This window comes from Prochlorococcus sp. G5PB11 (assembly GCF_059772425.1).
In genome coordinates this window covers 1,455,884-1,477,017 of the sequence record NZ_CM186287.1, presented here as the reverse complement: position 1 = coordinate 1,477,017, position 21,134 = coordinate 1,455,884, and the positions used below count along the sequence as shown (strand labels likewise).

The following is a 21,134-nucleotide window of genomic DNA, read 5'->3' as shown; positions in this document are numbered from 1 at the left end:
ATTAAGTTTGAGGGAGCTTTTGAAGATCTTCCATTGAACCCATAACGACAAGCACATGATCTTTTTCCAAAATATATTTCGCGGGAGGATTAACCGTTAGTAGTTGAGCAGGACCAGCAGCTAAAACGTTTACAAAATAATTTTTTCTAAGATTCAAATCTCGTAACGAACGGCCTACAAATACCTCAGGTACTTTAATCTCATCAATCCCGGTTTTATCATCTAATTCTAATCTTTCAATCAAATTAGGTCTGACCAATTCCAAACCCAATCTTTCACCTTGCATTCTTGAAGGAAATACAACCCGATCCGCACCAACCCTTTTCAACATTTTTTCATGAAGATCACTTGTTGCTCGAGCAATAACCTGCTTAACCAAACTTCCCTCTGTGTCTTTTGCAATAAGAGTTGTTGTAATACTTGCCTCAATTGGCTCACTAATACCTACAACTACTGTCCCCATTTCAAGAACACCTGCCTCTTTCATAGACTCTTCATCAGTTGAGTCAACCACCCTTGCCTCAATTGTTGGCTCTAGTTGACGTAATTCCTCTATTGCCTTCTCTGATGAATCAACAGCTAAAACATCAGCACCATTTCTCAATAGTTCTCTACATACAGCGCTTCCAAAACGACCAATTCCAACTACAGCAAAACCAAGTTTCTGATTTGCTTTTATGGGAGACCATTGCCACCAATCACTCATGATTTGTGTCCTCATTAAACATAGAGATCCTCCCTGGGGTAGCCAATTCGATTGCGATGTTGAAGCTTGGTTTTATAGAGAGCTTGCCACATAGCGCTTAAAAACAAAAGAATACCTAGTCTGCCAACAAACATCCCAATAACAAGTATTAATTGACCTAAGTGTCCTAGCTCTGAGGTAACACCTAGATCGAAACCTACAGTTGCAAAAGCAGAAATACACGTAAAAAGCATTTCTAAAAATGAAAAATTCTCTCCATTACTGAATCCATTACTCAAGCTTAATAATAAAGCCATAATTAATACAAATAAAAATGAACCAACTGTTATTCCAACAGCTTTAAGAATGACTTTGTCAGATATTTGACGATTACGAATAATAATTTCATTTTGACCACGCAAGGTTGCTCTTGTTGCTGCCATTAATGCGGCAATAGTTGTGGTTTTAATTCCTCCTCCAGTACCACCTGGGCTTGCTCCAATAAACATCAGAAACATTATTAATAAAAGGCCTGAATCAGAAACGCTATCAATTGAAATCGGCAAATTCGTAAAGCCTGCCGTTCGAGCACTAACAGAGGTAAATAAAGCAGTTAATATACGATCATCAAAATTAATCAATGAAAAGAAACTCCCCCTAGCCAAAGATTCCGTAAAAATCAAACCCAAAAAGCCCAGAGAAATTAATATGAAAGAGGATCTAATTACTAAGCGTGTATGAAGGGTTAAATTTCTTAATCTTAAAGATCTACGATTTATCCAAATATCATTTGTCACTCTCCAACCAAAACCACCTAAAACAATCAAAATAATTAAAACAAAGTTCACTACCCAGTTGCTTCTGTAAGCTTCTAGACTTGTAGACCACAAGCTAAATCCAGCATTGTTATAAGCAGAAATGCTATGGAACACTGATGCCCATATCCTCTCACTTGAGTTAGCAATATTATTAAAACCAAAAAAGTATAAAATGGAAGCACCAAAGCTAATAAGAATAGCAGCTGTAATCGCTATCCCTTTAAAGGTTTTACCAACACCGCCAACCCCAAATTCATCTAAAGTTTTCCCTCTATCAAGACGTGTTTTCAATTCTGTTCCGCTAACAATAAAACCCTGCAAAAATGTAGTAATTGCCATTAAGCCTAGGCCACCAATTAATAACATAATTGCCAAAATCAGTTGTCCAAAAAAAGTCAAATCTATTCCTACATCAATAATAGATAATCCTGTAACGGTGACAGCAGAAGTTGCAGTAAATAAGGCTTCCCATAGACCTACATTTTCATTAGAACAAAAAGGTGTCGACAACAACAATGTTCCAAAAGTAATAACAAGCAAACCAGTTACCACAGTGAATTGTGGAACCGTAAGCCTTCTGTAAGTTTCTTTTCTGATACTCACTTCCTCTGATAATAGATAGATACTAATTTTGAAAAGATTAAATAATCAAAATCAGAAGAAAGATCTAAAATCTCACCTAAGCTAATAATCATATTCCTCATATTTAAGAAACACTATACTTTAATAAAATCAACCAAGGAACAAGAAACGTCATCAAGATTGTCAATCCCGCTCCGTATCTGGTGACATCTAAAAATTGATAACGCCCAGGACCAAATACCATCAGATTTGTCTGGTACCCCATAGGAGTAAGAAAAGATTGACTAGCGCCAAAAAGAACTGTTATTAACAAAGCCAAAGGAGGCAGGTTCAAACTTGGGGCCAATTGAACAGCTATTGGCGCCAAAAGAGCCACAGATGCAGCATTACTAACAAATTGAGTAAATATGGTTGTTGAAAGAAAAATAACTAATAAAGAGGTGTAAGTAGGTAAATCTTGCAATATAAAAATCAAAATATTGGCAAAAGCATCCGCTAGACCAGTCGTCTGCATTGCAACACTAAAACTAGAAAGAGATCCAAGCAAAAGGATGACATCAAGTCGAATTGATCTTTGAACCTCTGCTGGCCTTAAACATCCACCCCAGACCATTGCAATTACTGCCATTAAGACAGAAGCTACTAGGGGCAAATCAGTGATTGAAGGAATTATCAACATTGCAATGGCTATGCCAATTGCTATTGGTTTCCTTGTGACAGTGGGTAGATCATTCTCAAATTGATCTAAAACTAAAAGGTCATTACTATCTTGTAATCCCCGAATTGAATCTCTAGGAGCTTGGAGAAGTAATACGTCTCCTTCTCTCAGAATTGCTTGACCTAAGCGTTCTTGAACAGTTTGCTGACCTCGTCTTAAGGCCAAAACAGTAGCATTGTGTCTTTGCCTAAATCGTAATTCACGCAAACTCGCACCGGCCAAAGTTGACCCTGCTGGCAAGAGGACTTCTACAGTTTGTTGGTTTTCATCAATATTGGATAGAAAAAAATTTTTTTCAATATTTAAGTTTTTATTTAACTGAACAGTATGTTCTTGTTTTAAACGCAAAAGATCTGACCGAGTAATTCTTATCAACAATCGATCGCCAGACTGAATAATTCGATCAGCTAGGGGGGGTAAAAGTATTTCATTCTCACGCTGTATTTCTAAAACATCCACATCAAATCTTCTTTGTAAGCGGCTATTTCTCAATGAATGTCCAACAAGTTCAGAATCAGACGGAATAGTGACTTCAGTAAAATAACTCGTTTGATCCGAACTCCCTCCATATTCAGAACTAATGCGGCCTCTGTCAGGTAATAGAGATTGTGGGGCTAACAACATATATGCTGTCCCAAAAAGCCATATAGGTACTCCTATTGCCGTAAATGTAAATAGATCAAAAGCACCGTAGCCAAGTTGATCACTAATATCACTGACTAACAAATTTACTGAACTACCTAAAAGAGTTAAAGTTCCACCTAGAACCGTGGCAAAAGATAACGGTAGCAATACGCGAGAGGGAGATAGTTTTCGTTTAATGCACCACGCTTCAATTACTGGCAAAAGTGAAGCCACTACAGGAGTATTGGGAACAACACCTGAAACAGGAGCTACAACTAATCCAAGCAAAGCTATCAATCTGCGTGGAGTACGAATACTTTCGGAGGCAATTAACTCTCTTAAACGATCAAGGGCGCCACTTTTAAAAAGTGCAGCTGAAACAGCAAATAAACCCATCAAAGTAATCAAAGCAGGGCTTCCAAAACCAGCCAATGCTTTTTGAGGGGAAAGAACTCCCGTAGCCATCAATAATGCAACGCTCAAAAGCCCCGTCAGTTCTGGAGCCAAAGCACTGCTCACGAACAAGAAAACTGCAATAATCAATACTGCCAAAGTTATGACAGCTTTGGGATTTTCTAAAACAGTTAATATCTCATTCATATTCTTTAATTAATAACCTGTTCACCTGACGCTGTCCAAATATTGATTTTAAGAATACTGTGAAAAGGAACTAAGGATATTGAAAAAATAAACGATTAGTTATTTTTTACTTAATAGCCTGGATCCTGCGGATTTTAAAGAAATAGAGAAACCTGGCATTCGCATAAGATATGCATAATGCCTTACTTTAAAAGCAATCGGTCCTGCCAAAGTAATGCCATATCCAGTGATCGATGCATTACCAATACCTAGACTCAACATTTCTCCAAGATCTTCAAATTGAAATGATTTAAGTTGACTTCCCATTCTAAGGGAAAAAATATTCTGAGCTGTTAGATAACCTTGCTGCATAGCTACTTGAGCTGATGAAGGAAAAGAATAATTCTCACAAAATACGATATCTCCTAAGAAAAAAATATTCTGATATTCATTTATTTGCAGATATTCATTTACTTTAATCTTCTTATTTTCATCTAAAAGCTGATCGACTATTGGTAAGCTAAAAGGTCTTAATCCAGCAGTCCATACCAAGGCAGAATAATTAATTTCGAGGGAATTCTTTCTTTCGTTCTCAAGAGTTGATAGCTTTACAGTCTTTTCATTTATAGATTCAAAATTATATTTTAAGTATACCTTAATATTCCTCTCAGAAATTGCCTCTATTGCTTTTGCTCTATTAAAAGATTTGGATTTAGATAAGATTTTATTCCCTTTATCAATTAAACATATTTCCACTCTATTATTAACTAAATCAGATAATTTACAGGCAAGCTCAACACCAGTTGGTCCTGCTCCAGCGATCACTAAAGGCTTTGTGAAGTTAGAAGAAAGATTGATAGAATTTATTAACTCTTTAATTTTTAGGAGATCATTTAAATTAGAAAAACCACAAGCATATTCTTTTAAACCATCAAAAAGAGAGTAATCCGCTGTTAATCCTGTGCTTATAACAAGTTGAGAGTATTTAACTTCCCTCTTTGATGAAGTAATTAACTTTCTTTCAAGTTCATTAACTTTCACTACATGCTCTTGTAAAAAAATAAATCCTAATTCTGCGGCTAAGGCAGAAAATTGCGGTGCGACCTCCCATAATTCAAGCTCACCGCTTAATAATTCATAAAGCAATGGCTTAAAAAGAAATCTTGGGCTTTGATCAATCAAAATGATTGGTGTTCCATCCAAGCGAGCTAATAATGCTTGGACAGTAGATAGTCCTCCGAAGCCGCCACCAACAACAACAATTGGATCTGATTTCAAATTGTTCAAGTCCATAGGGACTAGATCTAAGATGATTTCAAAGACCCTAAACAAACTTTGACTAATTCGGCATACAAAACTCAAACATGAAGAAAGAATCTAAAGACAATTACACCAATGATTTGAGAAAAGCCGCTCAATTTCCTCAACCTTCTCTGATGAAATCAATTAATGAGACGAGCAAAGACCTAGAGCAACTGTCCGCTCAAGCTCAACTTGAATGGGGCTTTGAACAATTTGATGAGAGATTTGTTCTAACAACCAGTTTTGGGATCCAATCTGCTGTCTTACTTCATATGACGGTGGCATTAAAATCTAATCAAAAGCCAAAGGTCATTTGGATTGACACAGGCTATCTTCCAAAAGAAACTTATAGCTACGCAGAAAAATTAACAAAACTATTCGAATTAAATTTAGTAGTTGCTCAAAGTCCCATATCCCCAGCAAGAATGGAGGCTTTATATGGTCGTCTTTGGGAAACAGGATTACAAAAAGATCTTGAAAAATATCATCAGATTCGGAAAGTTGATCCTCTTGAAAAGACTTTCTCAGACCTAAATGTTCATTGCTGGGCAAGCGGAGTCAGAAAAGGCCAAACCAAGAACAGACAATCAATGTCTAATATTGATTTTATTCGAGAACGTTTAACTCTCCGACCACTTCTAAACTGGAATAAAAAAGATATTTTCTATTACATGGAGAAAAACAAATTACCTCAACATCCATTATTTGAAAAAGGCTATTCCACTGTAGGAGATTGGCATTCTAGCGAAGCAGAAAATAGTAATATCAAAGGAAGGTCAACAAGATTTGGGGGCCTAAGTGAAGAGTGCGGGATCCATTTAAATACTCAATAACAAAGAATAAACTCATGTACGCAGAAGAAAATTATTTAATGATTGGTAATACGAGATGGCATTGGGCAAGCAAGGTAAACAAAACTTGGAAATATTTTCATACCCCACCAAATCCAATAGAATTTGCAAATAAAGATTACTCTCAATTAACTTGGGCCTCAGTAGGTACTGTCCCTGAGAATATTAAATTAACTCCTTCAAAAAAAATAATTTTAGATAACGTACCCCTAAGTAATCTTCCATCTCATTTAGGAATTGACAGAGCTCTTGCTTCATGGAGTGCTTTCAAAAAGCACTTATCTTCAAAAAGCAAAGAAAAAGATTTAATTATTATGGATGCAGGTACAATCTTAAGCGTCACAAAAATAACAAATAAAGGAGAATTTGCTGGAGGTCAACTAATTCCTGGCTTCAGTCTTCAATTATCTTCGATGGCCACTGGCACATTAAATCTAGAAGCTCCTATTGTTAAAAAAATACCGTCTGAGATATTTCAACATGAGACTGATAAGGCAATGATAAAAGGTTCAATAAATTCATTAATAGGGTTAATTATAAAAATTTTTGCAGATACAAAATTACCAATATGGATGTGCGGAGGTGATGCACCATTAATATTAAATGAACTTAAAAATACAAATATTAATATCAATCATTGCCCAAATCTAGTTCTAGAGGGAATGATTGATATATACAAAAATCAAATCAATTTGAGATCATTTAAAATTTGATTAGCCATATTTTCTGATTTTACTTTTAAGTATATTAATTCAATTTTCCCGTCTTTATCTATAACAAAAGTATGTCTCATCATTCCATAATACTCTCTACCCATAAATTTCTTCAAGCCATAACTTTCATATAAAGTTGCAACAGGACATGGGTCACTGTCAGTAAGAAGTGTAAAAGGTAATTTATGCTTATCAATGAATTTGATATGTGACTTTGAGCCATCCTTACTAATACCTAAAACGTGAATATTGTTTGATTTGAAAAGCTCCCAATTATCTCTAAAGCTGCAAGCTTCTTTAGTACAGCCAGGGGTATTATCTTTTGGATAAAAATAAATTACTACTCTCGAACCTTTAAATGATGAGAGACTGATATCAAGACCATCTTGATTAAGGAGAGTAAAGTCTGGTGCAGAATCACCAATACAAAGAGTCATGAATACAACTCAAATAAACAATCAAAGCGTACTAGGTCTTTGGCTTTTTTTGATGTCATCAAAACTTTTACCAATAAGCAGCGAAGAAAAAAAATGGGTTCAAAAGTTAAAACCAAAAAGGGGGATGATTTACCACTTCTCGAGAGGCTGCATCAGAAATGTCATGTCCAACATGACAGGCTTAGACCCTCTCGATATACCTCTCAAAGCCGACCCTGGGAAACCGCCTTTATTAGCGGAAGGATGGGGTCATATCAGTATTAGTCACTGTTATGATGCTTTATTAATCGGATGGTCCTCAAAAAAAATTGGGGTAGATATAGAAAGAAAGGACAGAGAATTTCAAGCTCAAAAATTGTCAAAACGTTTTTTCACTCAATATGAGAATTGCGAAATAGAACATTTAAACCCCTTCCAAGCTAGAGAACTAGTCCTTAAAAGATGGGTCGTCAAAGAAGCTGCAATCAAATGGCAGAGTGGAAAGATAGCGACAAATTTAAATCAATGGATTTGGAAAAATAAATCACAATTTGCCTACAATAAAAAATTTGGACATAAAGTAAAAGTTTACGGGCAAAGTCATGATCAATGGACCTTTGCAATTGCATTAGATGGAGATTTAATAACTAACAAACCAATACTTTGCCTTAATTAATTATATTTTAGCAAGAAACTTAGTATGTATAAGTTTCTGTTTTATAGTCCGTCCATTCAATCTTTTAAATAATTCTTTCAATCGATTCAATTTTTCTTCCTCATAATCTTTTAGAATAATTTCACGATAATCACTGCCTTGAGTAAGCCACCTTTTTATTATAGAGGTATCAATTTTCTGATATACATACTCAGTCCACTCCTCTAAAAAAACATTCCAGCCTAATTTTTCCAATTGTGAAATAAAATTCTTTTTATTTTCTTGTTTCTTTAACCACTTCTCTTCTGTGGAAATTAAATTATTTAATAATAGAAAATCAGAATTTTTATTATTGCTATAAACTTCTAAGTTTTCCCGTAAAGCAAAAGCAGGGCCAGAACATGGATTGCTAATAATCAAACTTAATTCTGCGTTCGCTGTACATTTTTCAGCCAGAATCGGCCACAATTTAGAAAAATTTGTTTCAGAGAAAACTTTCCAAGGGATCCTTCCTCCTATTACCTCAAATTTAAGGTTGTCTTCTAATTTTTTAATTGATTCAACTTTTGAATCAATTAAAACAGGTCGCTCCATTAGAGCCAAAATCTCTAATTCAGCCAATAACCTTGGATGCTTATCTTCTGATGCAGCTAAGAAAACTCCACCTTCAGAAGTCTCTCTTAAAGGCTTTAACGACCAAAGCAAAGAACTAGGAGTTAAGACTAAAACTCTATGATTTTTCTTCCAGGTAACACCTGACCATAATTTAGTCGCCAATTGACTCAATCGTTCCCCCTCTTGCAAAGCTTGACGAAATAACCATTTCTCCAAATCATTATCAACTTTTCCAGATGTAATAGTTAAAGGATTTTGGTGCTCAACTTCACCTAAAGAAGCTATCTGCTCAGATCTTCTTTCATTCAAAAGGGACCGTCTTTGCCCTTCCCATCCACATTCAGTTGGCTCCCAAAAAATCTCGTTTACTAAGCTATCCGGCAAATATTGTTGAGGGACCCAATTTTTTGAAAAAGAATGGGGATATTTGTAGCCCATGCCATCTCCAAAAGCTTCTTTATCTCGATTTGCATCTTTAAGATGAGAAGGAACGTTTTGCTTATGGGAATCTTTGACTTTCTGAACCGCTTTAAAAATAGCCTTCACGCTATTGCTCTTCTCAGTTGAAGCCAAGTACAAAGTTGCTTGCGCCAGCGGGTAAATACCTTCTGGTAAACCTATTCGATCAAAAGCAGCGGCGCATGACTCAACAATGACAATTGCATTAGGGTCAGCAAGACCAATATCCTCTCCCGCAGCTATAAGCATACGTCTGAAAATAAATCGTGGATTTTCTCCTGCTTCCAGCATTCGAGCAAGCCAAAATAATGCCGCATCAGGATCAGAACCCCGTAATGACTTAATAAAAGCGCTTATAGTATCGAAATGAGCATCACCTTTTTTGTCGTATAAAACCGCTCTTTCTTGAATTGAATCCTCAGCAATCTTTAGATCAATACTGATTGAACCATCTTGATTTGCGATGGTGCTCTCTACAGCAAGTTCAAGAGCATTAAGCAGAACGCGTGCATCGCCATTACACACATCAACTAAATGGTCCTGAGCAGCACTGGCTATATTAATTAATTTCAACCCATAACCCCTTTCCTTATCGCTCAAAGCTCGTTGCAATAATTGATGTAATGCTTTTACGTTAAGACTATTTAAACGAAATAATCTAGATCTGCTTACCAATGCTTTATTTACTTCAAAATATGGATTCTCCGTAGTTGCACCAATTAGTGTCAAAGTTCCATTTTCAACCCAAGGTAATAACGCATCTTGTTGAGCAGTATTAAATCTATGAACCTCATCAATAAATAAAATCGTGCGTTTACCATATTTATTTAATCTATCTATTGCAGAGTCAATCTCAGACCTTAAATCCTTGATACCAGCCAGGGCAGCATTTATGACACTAAAGTGAGATAGAGTGTTTGAAGCGATAATCCTAGCCAAAGTAGTCTTACCAACTCCCGGTGGTCCATAAAGCAACAAGTTGCCTACTTTATCAGCAATAATTGAACGTCTCAACAAACGCCCTTGAGCAAGAATGTGATCTTGACCAACAAATTCATCAAGTGTTTGAGGCCGCAAGCGATCAGCTAAAGGAGCATTATTCTGTATTAGCTGTTCACCATTAAAAGCAAACAGATCTTTGGCCAAAGCTAACAAACAAACATTTTTATTACTCTAAAAGCAAAAAAAAACTTATAAAGTTGTTTTGATGATTTCCAATTGGAAGATTTTTGATCTAGGTAATAACTGTAGGAGTTGACATACCTGTTAGTTTTGAAATCTGAGCTAGAGAGTCAATACTTTTAATTAAATGGTTCAAGGCTAACTGCGGATCTTGATTGATATCACCATTACTGGGAACAAAGCTTTCAAAATATACTCTCAAAGTAGCTCCTTGAGTGCCCGTGCCAGAAAGTCTTACTAACACTCGACTACCATCATCTAATAAAATTCTCAAACCCTGATTAAGCGTTATTGAACCATCCACTGGATCTGTATAGCTAAAATCATCAGCATTTTTAATTGTTCTTCCAGCAAAAGATTTATCTTTCAGACTGGGAAGCATATTACTCAATCTTGAATAAAGAGTATTTGCAACTTCAGATGGAATAGATTCATAATCATGACGAGAATAATAATGACGACCAAAAAATAGCCAATGGTTTCTCATTATCTCAGAAACAGACTTTTTCTTGGACGCAAGTATCTGCAACCAAAAGAGAACAGCCCACAATCCATCTTTCTCTCTTACATGATCACTTCCAGTCCCAAAGCTCTCCTCCCCACACAGAGTAATTTTATTGGCGTCCAAAAGATTGCCAAAGAATTTCCACCCAGTAGGGGTTTCAAAGCAATTTATCCCTAAGTGTTTTGCCACAACATCCACTGCTGAACTCGTCGGCATGGAACGAGCAACACCAGCTAAACCTTTGGCATAGCCTGGTACACAATCATAATTCGCAGCCAAAATCGCAAGACTATCACTAGGATTTACAAAGCAACCACGTCCTAAAATCATATTTCTATCGCCATCTCCGTCACATGCTGCTCCGAAGGAAAATAAATTTCCTTTTAAAAGCAAATCTGCAAGATCTTTTGCATAAGTCAAGTTTGGATCAGGATGAAGACCGCCAAAATCTTCCAAAGGTTTTCCATTCCTTACTGTTTCTGAATTGGCGCCTAAATGGTCAACAAACAAACGCTTTGCATATGGCCCAGTAACAGCATTTAATGCATCAAAAACGATAGGAAAATCTTTGTTGATATGGGAACTAATCAAATCAAAGTCAAATATTTTTTTCATTAAATCTAAGTAATCTTCTACCCCGTCAATGATCTCGACAATCATTGACGCTAATTTATATTTACCAGTTGAAAAAGAATTATTTGATTCACATTGTACGATCTTATATTCTGTAAGATTTTTTGAGTAATTATAAATTTGATCAGTTAAAGATTCGGAAGCCGGTCCACCATTTGCCCCATTTAGCTTGACTCCAAAATCACCTTCAACTCCACCTGGATTATGACTAGCAGACAAAATAATTCCACCTATTGCTTTATTGATGCGAATCAAATTAGAAGCCGCGGGGGTAGACAAAATCCCATCTACAGTTGTTATAACTTTCTGAATACCATGTGCGGCTGCCATCCGAATAATGATATCAATAGCTCTTTTGTTGCCGTATCTTCCATCACCTCCTACAACCAAAACACCTCCTCGCACCCCAGGCAGAGAACACAAGATTGACTCAATAAAACTCTCAAGGTAGTGAGTCTTCTCGAATTGCAAAGTACTTTTCCTTAATCCAGAGGTACCTGGTTTCTGGTCAGTAAAAGGTGAGTTTAACTTAATTGTAAGTTGGCTAAATTCTGTAGAAAACACTTTGGGAATAGATTAGTAAATGATATCGAGGATGAATAGAGAATCGAAATGGCAAATTTTAATTCAGTGAGGCATTTCAGAAGTACGAAGCATTGCTATAAACCAAAGGGTACTTAAAATCAACGCACTTAAAACACCCGGACCAAGTCCTAAACGTTCAATCGTAGTAGGAATTAATAAAGGAAAAGCAATAGCACCTACTAATGGAGTAAAAGCAACAATTAAACGAACCATCAATGAATTGGGATTAAATTTAAAACCATTCTGATTCAGCCTTGGAATTTGGATTCGTATTATCAACTGGGGTAACTCTTTCGAATTTCATTGTTATGTTCCTGGAATCTATTCCATCTTTATCTATTGCTTTGATTGAATAGTTCTGAATACCGTCTCTAAATGGAACTTGCAATCTAAAAGTTCCATCATTTGCCAATGGGACCTCTTCATCTTCGATAAACAATTTAGCTGAAGGATCTGTAGCTCCATACACAATTAATTCCGCATCAGCAACCAACCAAAAGGAGCGAGTTTGTGGAACCCCTCCAATGCCAGACTCATTCAAGCCACTAGCCCAAAGACCAGAACCAGATTCGTTATTTGTATTGATATCTCCTGGAACACCCTCTTGAAATTCTTCTGAGCCAACTCTTCGTGTTCTGAACTTTGTGGTCGCTGATTGATACAAGCGCTCATGCAAACCACTATCGGGTTTTTCTAATGCAAAATTTTCTATCTGAGGTTCAGTTGTAGACGCTGGAGCTTCCAAACTAAAAGGAACAAATTGATCAAGAATTTGTTCACTAGGATGTAGTGAGGGGACTTTGGCTGAAGATGAATGAGCAAGTGACATCCATTTATGACCAATTCGATAACCGAGTTCGACCATGTAGTCTCTCCCACCTAAAGGAATAGGTAAATACCATTCAGTACTATGACTATCAACAACAACTTCTTGAAGAGTTCCAGGATTAGCTTCCCCGTTATTTGTATTGGTCACATCAGCTAAGCGCAAAGAAAGCCTATTAGCGCCTTCGTTTTGAGCATTAGCACGATCTGTATCTGATATTTCCCAAAAGACATATGCCCACTCGGGATCACGAGGTAAAAAAACAACTTTAGTCTCAGATGAACTTGAGTAGGTTGCTTCGTTAGATTGTTCGACCTTATTGTTTATCAACTGTTTTTCTAATTCTCTTTTTTCCTCATATAGAAAAACACATTTTACTAAATCAGCCTTTGATTTTCTACTGTAAAGGGGAATACCTAGTTTACTCGCTTTAATACGAAGCTGACGAAGTGTTAAACGTGACAGGGATTCTTGATCAATAGTCACGCCCATAAACCTCCATTTTTTGTTTGGGATCAGTGCGATAAGTATGTGATGAAATGTGCTCTTCTCGTTGGTGTGGTCAGCATCTACTGACTCCAAGCAGAGAGCAAAAATTTGGATCTTCAGAGAAAAAGCATTGCTATAACTAAAAAATAGGAGTTGCTTATCAATCCACGAATTTGAAACAAACGAAATAAATTCCAATTCAATCAAAAAAAATAAATCCTGATCCTTGAAATTTCAAAGACTTTTTTCTTTGGGATCATCTTTCTCAAAGAAATTTTTCTTATGGATTAATCAAAGCGATGTCAATCTTCATAAGCGTCGATTAAATTTTTCAACGTCAAATCCAATGGAGGAATTTTCAAATCATTTGACAATCTTTCCAGTTGGATAGCTGCTCCAGAAAATTGCTCAAACATAACGTGCACGAACTCGTCATCTTTAAGCATGATTGGATTTTTCAAGCACCATTCAAGCCATTCCTCCTTCACAGGAAGCAAACCGCCTGAGTGCTCTTTATTCATTGATTTAAAGCAATACAGGCAATGTGCAAGCATCCTTAAATGATGCTTTTGACTAACTGAAAGATTAGTCAATGCGATCAAATTTATATCCTCTTTACTTAAGGGGCTATTTGGAAAACTATCGACAAAATCAGATTGAATCATCTGTCAGGGGGACGATCTCTTACATCTAAAGTTTAAAAGAATATTTATCTTTTGATAGATTTTATCTTATTTTTTTGCACCTATAAACAGAATAAAAATATTCATTCAATGACTATTACAAGCTCAAACGAGGAATTTAAAAATGAGATCAATTGTTTTAATAGGGGTTTACACAACTATTTCTATACATTGAAAAATCTTTTAGGAATTTCAAATAGATTAAAAGCCTATTCCAGCACAATTACAACTTGAAACGATCGCAAGTATTTTGGCGTAAGGTAATAGGAGATTGAAACTACTTTCGTAACACTGGGTTTTCCCACTTGATTTGACTTAGAATGACATTTGAGATCCAACTATCAAAACACTCTGATCCAATGACGAACCTCAAATGTCATAATTGATGATTATCTTGGATCTTTAAAAGCCAAACTTTTCATAAATAAAAACTACTACGACTTGATTTAATCAAAATAAAATGACCCAATCTAATACCGTCGAAGAAATTGTTTCCCAACCTTATAAGTATGGTTTTATAACTGAAATTGAAACTGAAAAAATCCCAAAAGGTTTGAATGAAGATGTTATTAGGCTAATTTCCGCAAAAAAAAATGAACCTGATTTTTTATTGAAATTTCGTTTGCGAGCTTATGAACAATGGTTGAAGATGAAAGAACCTGACTGGTCCGGCTTATCTTATTCTAAAGTAGATTATCAAGATCTAGTTTATTATGCAGCTCCGAAACAAGATATTAAGAAAAAAAGTTTAGATGAAGTTGATCCTAAATTGCTTGAAACTTTTGAAAAGCTAGGAATACCACTAAGTGAACAAAAAAGGTTATCTAATGTAGCCGTAGATGCTGTTTTCGACAGCGTTTCCATCGCAACTACATACAAAGAAAAGCTCTCCGAACACGGAGTCATATTCTGCTCTATTAGTGAGGCTGTTAGTGAATATCCAGATTTAATTGAAAAATACATAGGAACAGTTGTTCCTATAAATGACAACTTTTTTGCAGCCCTGAATTCTGCGGTTTTCAGTGATGGTTCATTTGTTTATATACCTAAAGGTGTCGAATGCCCAATGGAATTATCATCTTATTTTCGAATCAATTCTGGAGACACTGGCCAATTCGAAAGAACTTTAATTATCGCAGAAGAATCTTCCTCCGTTAGTTATCTAGAGGGCTGTACAGCACCCATGTTTGATACCAATACACTTCATGCTGCTGTTGTCGAGCTTGTCGCACTCGATAATGCATCTATCAAGTACTCAACAGTACAAAATTGGTATGCAGGCAATGAAGAGGGTATTGGAGGAATATATAACTTCGTCACAAAAAGAGGAGAATGTCGAGGGGAAAAAAGCAAAATCAGCTGGTCTCAAGTCGAAACTGGATCTGCCATCACATGGAAATACCCAAGTTGCGTATTACAAGGAGATAACTCAATTGGTGAATTTTATTCAATTGCATTAACTAATAATCTGCAAAAAGCGGACACTGGGACAAAAATGATTCACATAGGGAAAAATACAAAATCAAAGATCGTCAGTAAAGGTATTAGTGCAGGACAATCTAAGAATAGCTATCGAGGTCTTGTCTCAATAAGCCCAAATGCTGAGGGTTCGCGCAATTACAGTCAATGTGACTCCATGTTGATCGGTGACAAAGCAAGCGCAAATACATATCCATATATTCAATCCAAGCAACCTCAATCCAATATTGAACATGAAGCCAGTACTTGTAGAATTTCAGAGGATCAACTGTTTTACTTGCAAAGTAGAGGAATTGATTTCGAAGAATCAGTCTCAATGTTAATCAGTGGATTTTGTAGTGATGTTTTCAATGAATTACCTATGGAATTTGCATCTGAAGCAGATAAACTTTTAGCTTTAAAATTGGAGGGTTCGGTTGGATAAAAATCAACTAAAATTTCACCTCTACTCTCTACAACTTCCCATCTAATTTAGTGCTTTCATCAACTTCAGAAACAATATTATCTATTAAAGATCTTCATGCCAGTGTTGAAGATCAGGAGATACTTCATGGAGTCAATCTGTTAGTCAAAGAAGGAGAAATCCATGCAATCATGGGTCGCAATGGGAGTGGAAAAAGTACACTTTCTAAAGTTATAGCTGGCCATCCATCTTATAAAGTTCTTTCTGGATCCATCCAATTTAAAAGTAAGAATATTCTTGATCTCGCTCCTGAGGAAAGAGCAAGAATTGGGATTTTTCTTGGTTTCCAATACCCAGTAGAGATTCCTGGTGTTAGTAATCTAGAATTCTTAAGAGTTGCCACAAATTCAAGAAGAAAAGAATTAAATAAAAGTGAATTAGACACTTTTGAATTCGAAGATCTAGTAAAAGAAAGATTGCAAATAGTTGAAATGGATCCAGCCTTTCTACAAAGAAGCGTGAATGAAGGGTTCTCAGGCGGGGAGAAAAAACGGAACGAAATTCTTCAAATGGCTCTTATTGAGCCAGTCATATCAATACTCGACGAGACTGACTCAGGCCTTGATATCGATGCTCTCAGAATTGTTGCATCTGGGATCAATAAACTCTCGCAACCAAATTCGGCGACAATTTTAATAACCCACTATCAAAGACTACTCAATGAAATTACTCCTGACTTTGTACATATAATGGCTGATGGAAAAATAATAAAAACCGGCACAAAAGAACTAGCAATTGACCTTGAGAAATCAGGATATGACTTCATTGACCAAAATGCCAAAGACAATCAGATGGCAAAATGAAATCATCAACTATTTGCCAAGATTGGCTGGACTCTCTTCCACTAACTCAAGGTTATTTAAAAAACGAACAATTAATAGGAAGAGCATTCCTCTTAGATAAAGGAATGCCTTCTAAAGAGGATGAAGCGTGGAGATTATCCAATTTAAATAGGCTAAATACTTTTTTATCTTTACCAACAATGATTGATAAAGAAGATAGTAAAGTTGAATCTAACTTCCCTGACAAGGATAAGAACAGAGAAAGAATTATAATTAGTCCTAATAAAAATCCAGTTCTAAATATTAATTTACCTGATGGAATTGAAAGGCTAACTAATAGAGAAATTGAAGATAATCTTGGCAAAATAGTTAAGTCAACTAACATAAAGAATGACGTTTCAGTTTATCTAAATCAGGCATCTAGTCTGGAGGTTTTAGCTTTAAAGGTTAAAAGTAATTTCAATCAATCATTAGAAATTGTAATTCCATCAATAGATAAAAAATCAACCTCGACTAGAATCTTTCTGCTTATAGAAGAGGGCGCAACATTAGATCTTTTGCAAATTTTTCTAGGTAACAATAATTCAGCACATAATCATTTAATTGAAATAAAACTAGAACCAAACGTAGAGCTAACTCATGGGTTAATTTCTTTTGGTGAAGAAAAAGAATCCTCCTCAATTTGTACTTTAGCTGTAGAACAAGCAGAGGAGAGTAAATATTCACTTAATTCAATTCATCATGGTTGGAATTATGCTCGATTTGAACCAAGAATAATTCAAAGCAAAGGAGAAGCTTCCACAAATATCAGAGGGCTTCAAGTCACCAAATCAAAAGAGCAAATAGCAACACATTCTTTAATTAGATTTGATGGCCCAAATGGAAAGCTTGACCAATTACAAAAAGCCATCGCTTCTGAATATTCCCATTGCATTTTCAATGGTTCGATTGACGTTCCGCAAAAAGCACAAAAAACAGAAGCTGCTCAGCTCAGTAGAAATTTATTACTTTCCAAGCGCGCCAGGATAGATACAAAACCAGAACTTGAGATAGTTGCTGATGATGTCAGGTGTACTCATGGTGCAACTGTAAGCCAACTCCAAGATGAGGAATTATTTTATCTACTTAGTAGAGGTATTGATAATCAAGATGCTAATTCTTTGTTATTAAAAGGATATTGTGATGAAGTGATTTCACACTTTCGTAAAAGTGCTGGAAAATGGAATTTAATTGATAAATTAATACGAGATATAAAAAAGTGAAAGATTTAGTAAAAAAGATTGCTGAAAAAAGTAGAAATGATTTTCCACTTTTTGCTGGGAATAAAAACAATTTAGTATATTTAGACCATGCTGCTACTAGTCAAAAGCCACAAGCAGTAATTGATTCTTTAAAAAAATACTACAGCTTTGAAAATGCTAATGTTCATAGAGGTGCTCATCAGCTGAGTGCAATCGCAACACAAAAATTCGAACATTCAAGAAAGTTAACAGCAAATTTTATTAATAGCAATAATGAAAAAGAAATTATTTTCACTAGAAATGCTACCGAAGCTATCAATCTTGCAGCTTATGCATGGGGAAATTATGAACTTAAAGAAAGCGACGAAATATTGATAAGTTTAATGGAGCATCATAGTAATATAGTTCCATGGCAATTGATTGCAATCGCGAAAAAATGCAAACTAATTTATATCAATATCGACAAAAATGGAGAATTAGATCTTGATGATTTTAAAAAGAAGTTGAGTGATAAAACCAAAATAGTCAGTCTTGTTCATGTGAGTAATACATTAGGTTGTTGTAATCCTATCGAGGAAATTACTGACCTTGCACATAAAAAAGGTAGCTTAGTTCTTCTAGATGCCTGTCAAAGTCTTGCTCATAAGCCCGTAGATGTAAAGAAACTAGGTATTGATTTTCTGGCAGGATCTTCTCATAAACTTTGCGGTCCTACAGGAATAGGTTTTTTATGGGGTAGAGAAGAAATTTTGGAGAGAATTCCCCCCTTCCTTGGTGGAGGAGAAATGATTAATGAAGTGTTTAAGGATAAAAGCACATGGGCAGACTTACCGCATAAATTCGAAGCGGGAACTCCAGCTATAGGAGAAGCAATTGGAATGGGAACCGCACTTAATTATTTACAATCAATTGGATTGAACGAAATCAATAATTATGAGAAAGAATTAACAAAATATCTTTTTGAGAAATTGGAGGAGATAGATGATTTAACGATTCTTGGGCCTAACCCTTTAATTCAAGCTGATAGAGGACCATTGGCTACTTTTTATATAAAGGAGATACACTCTAATGATGTGGCTGAGTTACTTGATAGTAATAACATTTGCATAAGAAGTGGTCATCATTGCTGCCAACCACTGCATCGCTTCTATGGGATAAAAAGCACAGCCAGAGCAAGTTTGAGCTTTACATCTACTCCATCAGAAATTGATTCTCTTACGGAAGAACTCAAATCAGTAATTTCTTTTTTAAGGAAAAATTCTTAAATATTTAGATTTAGATATTGTCTAAAAAAAGCCTCTGTTTTTTTTAAAACATCAACTTTTGTTTTCCCATCCTTAAATCCATGACCTTCGTTATTAAATAAATAAATTTCAACTGGGATTTCACGTTTTATTAATTGATCCTTAATTGCAATAGATTGATCAGAAAGTATAACTTTATCTTTTAACCCATGAAACAAAATCAATGGCTTATTGATAAAATTGACATTTTCAATTGGTGATCTTTGAACATATTTTTCATAATCAGTTTGGATATTTCCTATTAAATAATCTAAATAAAATTCTTCAAATCTATGCGTTGAATTAGCCATACCTATCAAATCAGTTACAGCATATTTACATGCTCCAATATTAAAAATGTCAGTAGATGCCAAGCAACTTAAAGCTGTATATCCCGATGCACTACTCCCTACAATTGCAATACGTTCCTTATCAGCCTTACCAGAGGCAATCAATGACTGAGCTGCCTTAGCACAATCCAAAACATCAATTACACCCCAATTACCTTTCAATCGATCTCTATATTCCCTACCAAAACCAGAGGAGCCACCGTAATTAACATCAACAACGGCCCAACCTCTCGATGTCCAAAATTGCACCTCTAGATTCAATCCACAATGAGCCATGCCTGTAGGACCGCTATGACTTTTCACTAATAATGGAGGTAACAATTTTTCTTTATTTAGAGGTGGATAATACCAAGCATGAACAGTCTCTTCATTTGATCCGGAAAACCAAAAAGATTCGCCAATACTTATTTGCTTTGGGTCCAAGCTAAATGAAGAGGCAGGAGTATGGTCCCAACTTTGACTCAATAAATCTATTTCAAAAATACCTTCACTTATTTCTGAACTACTGGCAATTGCAACAAGTCGATTTTCAAACGAATAAAGACCTGAGAACTCAATAAAAGGTTGGTCAATAATTTTGATGTAACCATTTTTTTGAAATAAAGCTAAAGTCCAAATTCCTTCTTGGGCAAAAACCCCAACAACATCATCCCCGACGCATGAAAAGCTCGACATCCCAAGGACCCATTGTGGAAAAGCAATTTCAGCCCTGATAGTCCATTGATTCTGAAAAATAGTAATTGAATTATTATTAGTGTCAGTTTTAATCTTTGTTAAATTCCACCATCCACTACTATCTTCAGCAACAAAAAGATCCCCTTTATCAGACCAAATAGGATTAAAAAATGATATTCTTTTTGTCAGATTTAAATATTCTTTATTAAAAGTTACTGTATTAATTATATTTCCTTTCTCATCTAATTTAGCTAATTTTAATTCATTTAAATCCCAAGGCATTGAAGTATTTTCCCATTCAAGCCATGCTAATTTTCTATCTTTACAATTCAGCGCAAGATAGCCTAAAAGGGACTTAGATGAATAAATAAATTTTGGATATTGATCAATTTTTTCTAAAGAATAAGAAACTATATGATCTCCTTCTTCATCTTCCATCAATCCAAGCCAAATATTTTTTTGAAGGTCAATCACCCCACCCGCAAGAAAAGAATTATGTTTTTTTGAAAGACAAATTGATTGTATTTTTGGTATTAATTTAAAAGAAGAAGATTTTTCATTTGCATCTTCATAAGACCAAGTTTTCATCCATAAGCAGTTATCTTTATTGTCTACCCAAGTTAATATTAGATCGGATCCACTTAGGGTAGCTGTTAAAGGGGCACCACCATAACCATGAATTTTTGTCCTTAGATCACTTGGATAAGGTGTTAACTCTTGAGGTGATAAATCTTTTTGTCTCCAAGGTCTAATTAAAGCTGTAGTTCTGCCCTTTTCTTTTGGTCTTTGTTCTAACCATAAAACCAAGTCACCTATGATCCGAGGCTCTTTAAATATGGGGGCTTCTCCATAAACTTTTTCAGCGTCCAAAATTGTCATTGTTTTGTTTTTAGTTCATGTTGAGAGTCGATAATTAATTCGCTCATATCAGTGAAAACAAA

At 35.5% G+C, this 21,134-nt stretch carries 18 protein-coding genes; 7 read left to right on the top strand and 11 right to left on the bottom strand.

Features of this window, described 5'->3' with window-relative positions; all coding sequences use genetic code 11:
• Position 1: 1 nt before the first annotated feature.
• From AC6EI0_RS08565 to AC6EI0_RS08550, 4 genes are all read right to left on the bottom strand, one after another.
• Positions 2-706 carry a potassium channel family protein gene (locus AC6EI0_RS08565; RefSeq protein ID WP_269609359.1) on the bottom strand — a complete coding sequence of 235 codons (705 nt, stop codon included), beginning with the start codon at positions 704-706 and terminating at the stop codon, positions 2-4.
• 14 nt (positions 707-720) lie between these two features.
• Entirely contained in the window at positions 721-2,106 is a 1,386-nt protein-coding gene (locus AC6EI0_RS08560; protein WP_498522146.1) for a TrkH family potassium uptake protein, read from the bottom strand.
• Between the two features lie 103 nt (positions 2,107-2,209).
• Entirely contained in the window at positions 2,210-4,027 is a 1,818-nt protein-coding gene (locus AC6EI0_RS08555; protein ID WP_498522145.1) for an SLC13 family permease, read from the bottom strand.
• 99 nt (positions 4,028-4,126) lie between these two features.
• The gene (locus AC6EI0_RS08550) at positions 4,127-5,299 is read right to left on the bottom strand and encodes an NAD(P)/FAD-dependent oxidoreductase (RefSeq protein ID WP_498522144.1); all 1,173 of its coding nucleotides are present in this window, start codon (positions 5,297-5,299) and stop codon (positions 4,127-4,129) included.
• A 71-nt stretch (positions 5,300-5,370) separates the two neighbouring features.
• Here AC6EI0_RS08550 and AC6EI0_RS08545 point away from each other — a divergent pair, with 71 nt between their 5' ends.
• Both AC6EI0_RS08545 and AC6EI0_RS08540 read left to right on the top strand, forming a co-directional pair.
• A complete protein-coding gene (locus AC6EI0_RS08545; RefSeq protein WP_498522143.1) occupies positions 5,371-6,141 on the top strand; it encodes a phosphoadenylyl-sulfate reductase in 771 nt (256 codons plus the stop codon).
• On the top strand, positions 6,114-6,872 hold the full coding sequence (locus AC6EI0_RS08540; RefSeq protein WP_498522142.1) for a type III pantothenate kinase: 759 nt from the start codon (positions 6,114-6,116) through the stop codon (positions 6,870-6,872). Before AC6EI0_RS08545 ends, AC6EI0_RS08540 begins: the two co-directional genes overlap by 28 nt.
• Here the strand turns inward: AC6EI0_RS08540 and bcp are convergent.
• Positions 6,842-7,309, bottom strand: a complete 468-nt coding sequence (bcp, locus tag AC6EI0_RS08535; protein ID WP_498522141.1) for a thioredoxin-dependent thiol peroxidase — start codon at positions 7,307-7,309, stop codon at positions 6,842-6,844. The two genes, AC6EI0_RS08540 and bcp, sit on opposite strands and share 31 nt — an antisense overlap.
• Here bcp and AC6EI0_RS08530 point away from each other — a divergent pair.
• Positions 7,308-7,964: a 4'-phosphopantetheinyl transferase family protein gene (locus tag AC6EI0_RS08530; protein WP_498522140.1), complete on the top strand. Its 657-nt coding sequence runs from the start codon at positions 7,308-7,310 to the stop codon at positions 7,962-7,964. The two genes, bcp and AC6EI0_RS08530, sit on opposite strands and share 2 nt — an antisense overlap.
• Here AC6EI0_RS08530 and AC6EI0_RS08525 read toward each other — a convergent pair whose 3' ends face one another.
• From AC6EI0_RS08525 to AC6EI0_RS08505, 5 genes are all read right to left on the bottom strand, one after another.
• Positions 7,965-10,163, bottom strand: a complete 2,199-nt coding sequence (locus AC6EI0_RS08525) for an AAA family ATPase (RefSeq protein ID WP_498522139.1) — start codon at positions 10,161-10,163, stop codon at positions 7,965-7,967.
• A gap of 88 nt (positions 10,164-10,251) precedes the next feature.
• Complete coding sequence (locus AC6EI0_RS08520; RefSeq protein ID WP_498522138.1) at positions 10,252-11,901, bottom strand: alpha-D-glucose phosphate-specific phosphoglucomutase; 1,650 nt, start codon at positions 11,899-11,901, stop codon at positions 10,252-10,254.
• Positions 11,902-11,964: 63 nt separating this feature from the next.
• Complete coding sequence (locus AC6EI0_RS08515) at positions 11,965-12,135, bottom strand: DUF8677 family protein (RefSeq protein ID WP_011294071.1); 171 nt, start codon at positions 12,133-12,135, stop codon at positions 11,965-11,967.
• A 19-nt stretch (positions 12,136-12,154) separates the two neighbouring features.
• A complete protein-coding gene (locus AC6EI0_RS08510; RefSeq protein WP_498523524.1) occupies positions 12,155-13,240 on the bottom strand; it encodes a DUF4912 domain-containing protein in 1,086 nt (361 codons plus the stop codon).
• A gap of 299 nt (positions 13,241-13,539) precedes the next feature.
• Positions 13,540-13,902, bottom strand: a complete 363-nt coding sequence (locus AC6EI0_RS08505; RefSeq protein ID WP_498522137.1) for an NDH complex assembly factor CRR9 — start codon at positions 13,900-13,902, stop codon at positions 13,540-13,542.
• Between the two features lie 478 nt (positions 13,903-14,380).
• Between AC6EI0_RS08505 and sufB the strand changes: the two genes are divergently transcribed.
• The 4 genes from sufB to AC6EI0_RS08485 are packed head-to-tail and all read left to right on the top strand — an operon-like array spanning position 14,381 to position 19,150.
• Positions 14,381-15,823 carry a Fe-S cluster assembly protein SufB gene (gene sufB / locus AC6EI0_RS08500; RefSeq protein WP_498522136.1) on the top strand — a complete coding sequence of 481 codons (1,443 nt, stop codon included), beginning with the start codon at positions 14,381-14,383 and terminating at the stop codon, positions 15,821-15,823.
• 50 nt (positions 15,824-15,873) lie between these two features.
• On the top strand, positions 15,874-16,665 hold the full coding sequence (gene sufC / locus AC6EI0_RS08495; protein ID WP_498522135.1) for a Fe-S cluster assembly ATPase SufC: 792 nt from the start codon (positions 15,874-15,876) through the stop codon (positions 16,663-16,665).
• Positions 16,662-17,906 carry a Fe-S cluster assembly protein SufD gene (gene sufD, locus AC6EI0_RS08490; protein WP_498522134.1) on the top strand — a complete coding sequence of 415 codons (1,245 nt, stop codon included), beginning with the start codon at positions 16,662-16,664 and terminating at the stop codon, positions 17,904-17,906. The genes sufC and sufD overlap by 4 nt, the downstream gene beginning before the upstream one ends.
• Entirely contained in the window at positions 17,903-19,150 is a 1,248-nt protein-coding gene (locus AC6EI0_RS08485; RefSeq protein ID WP_498522133.1) for an aminotransferase class V-fold PLP-dependent enzyme, read from the top strand. Before sufD ends, AC6EI0_RS08485 begins: the two co-directional genes overlap by 4 nt.
• On the opposite strand, the gene AC6EI0_RS08480 is transcribed toward AC6EI0_RS08485, so the two are convergent.
• Positions 19,147-21,072, bottom strand: a complete 1,926-nt coding sequence (locus AC6EI0_RS08480) for an alpha/beta hydrolase family protein (RefSeq protein WP_498522132.1) — start codon at positions 21,070-21,072, stop codon at positions 19,147-19,149. The genes AC6EI0_RS08485 and AC6EI0_RS08480 overlap by 4 nt on opposite strands.
• Positions 21,073-21,134 lie beyond the last annotated feature (62 nt).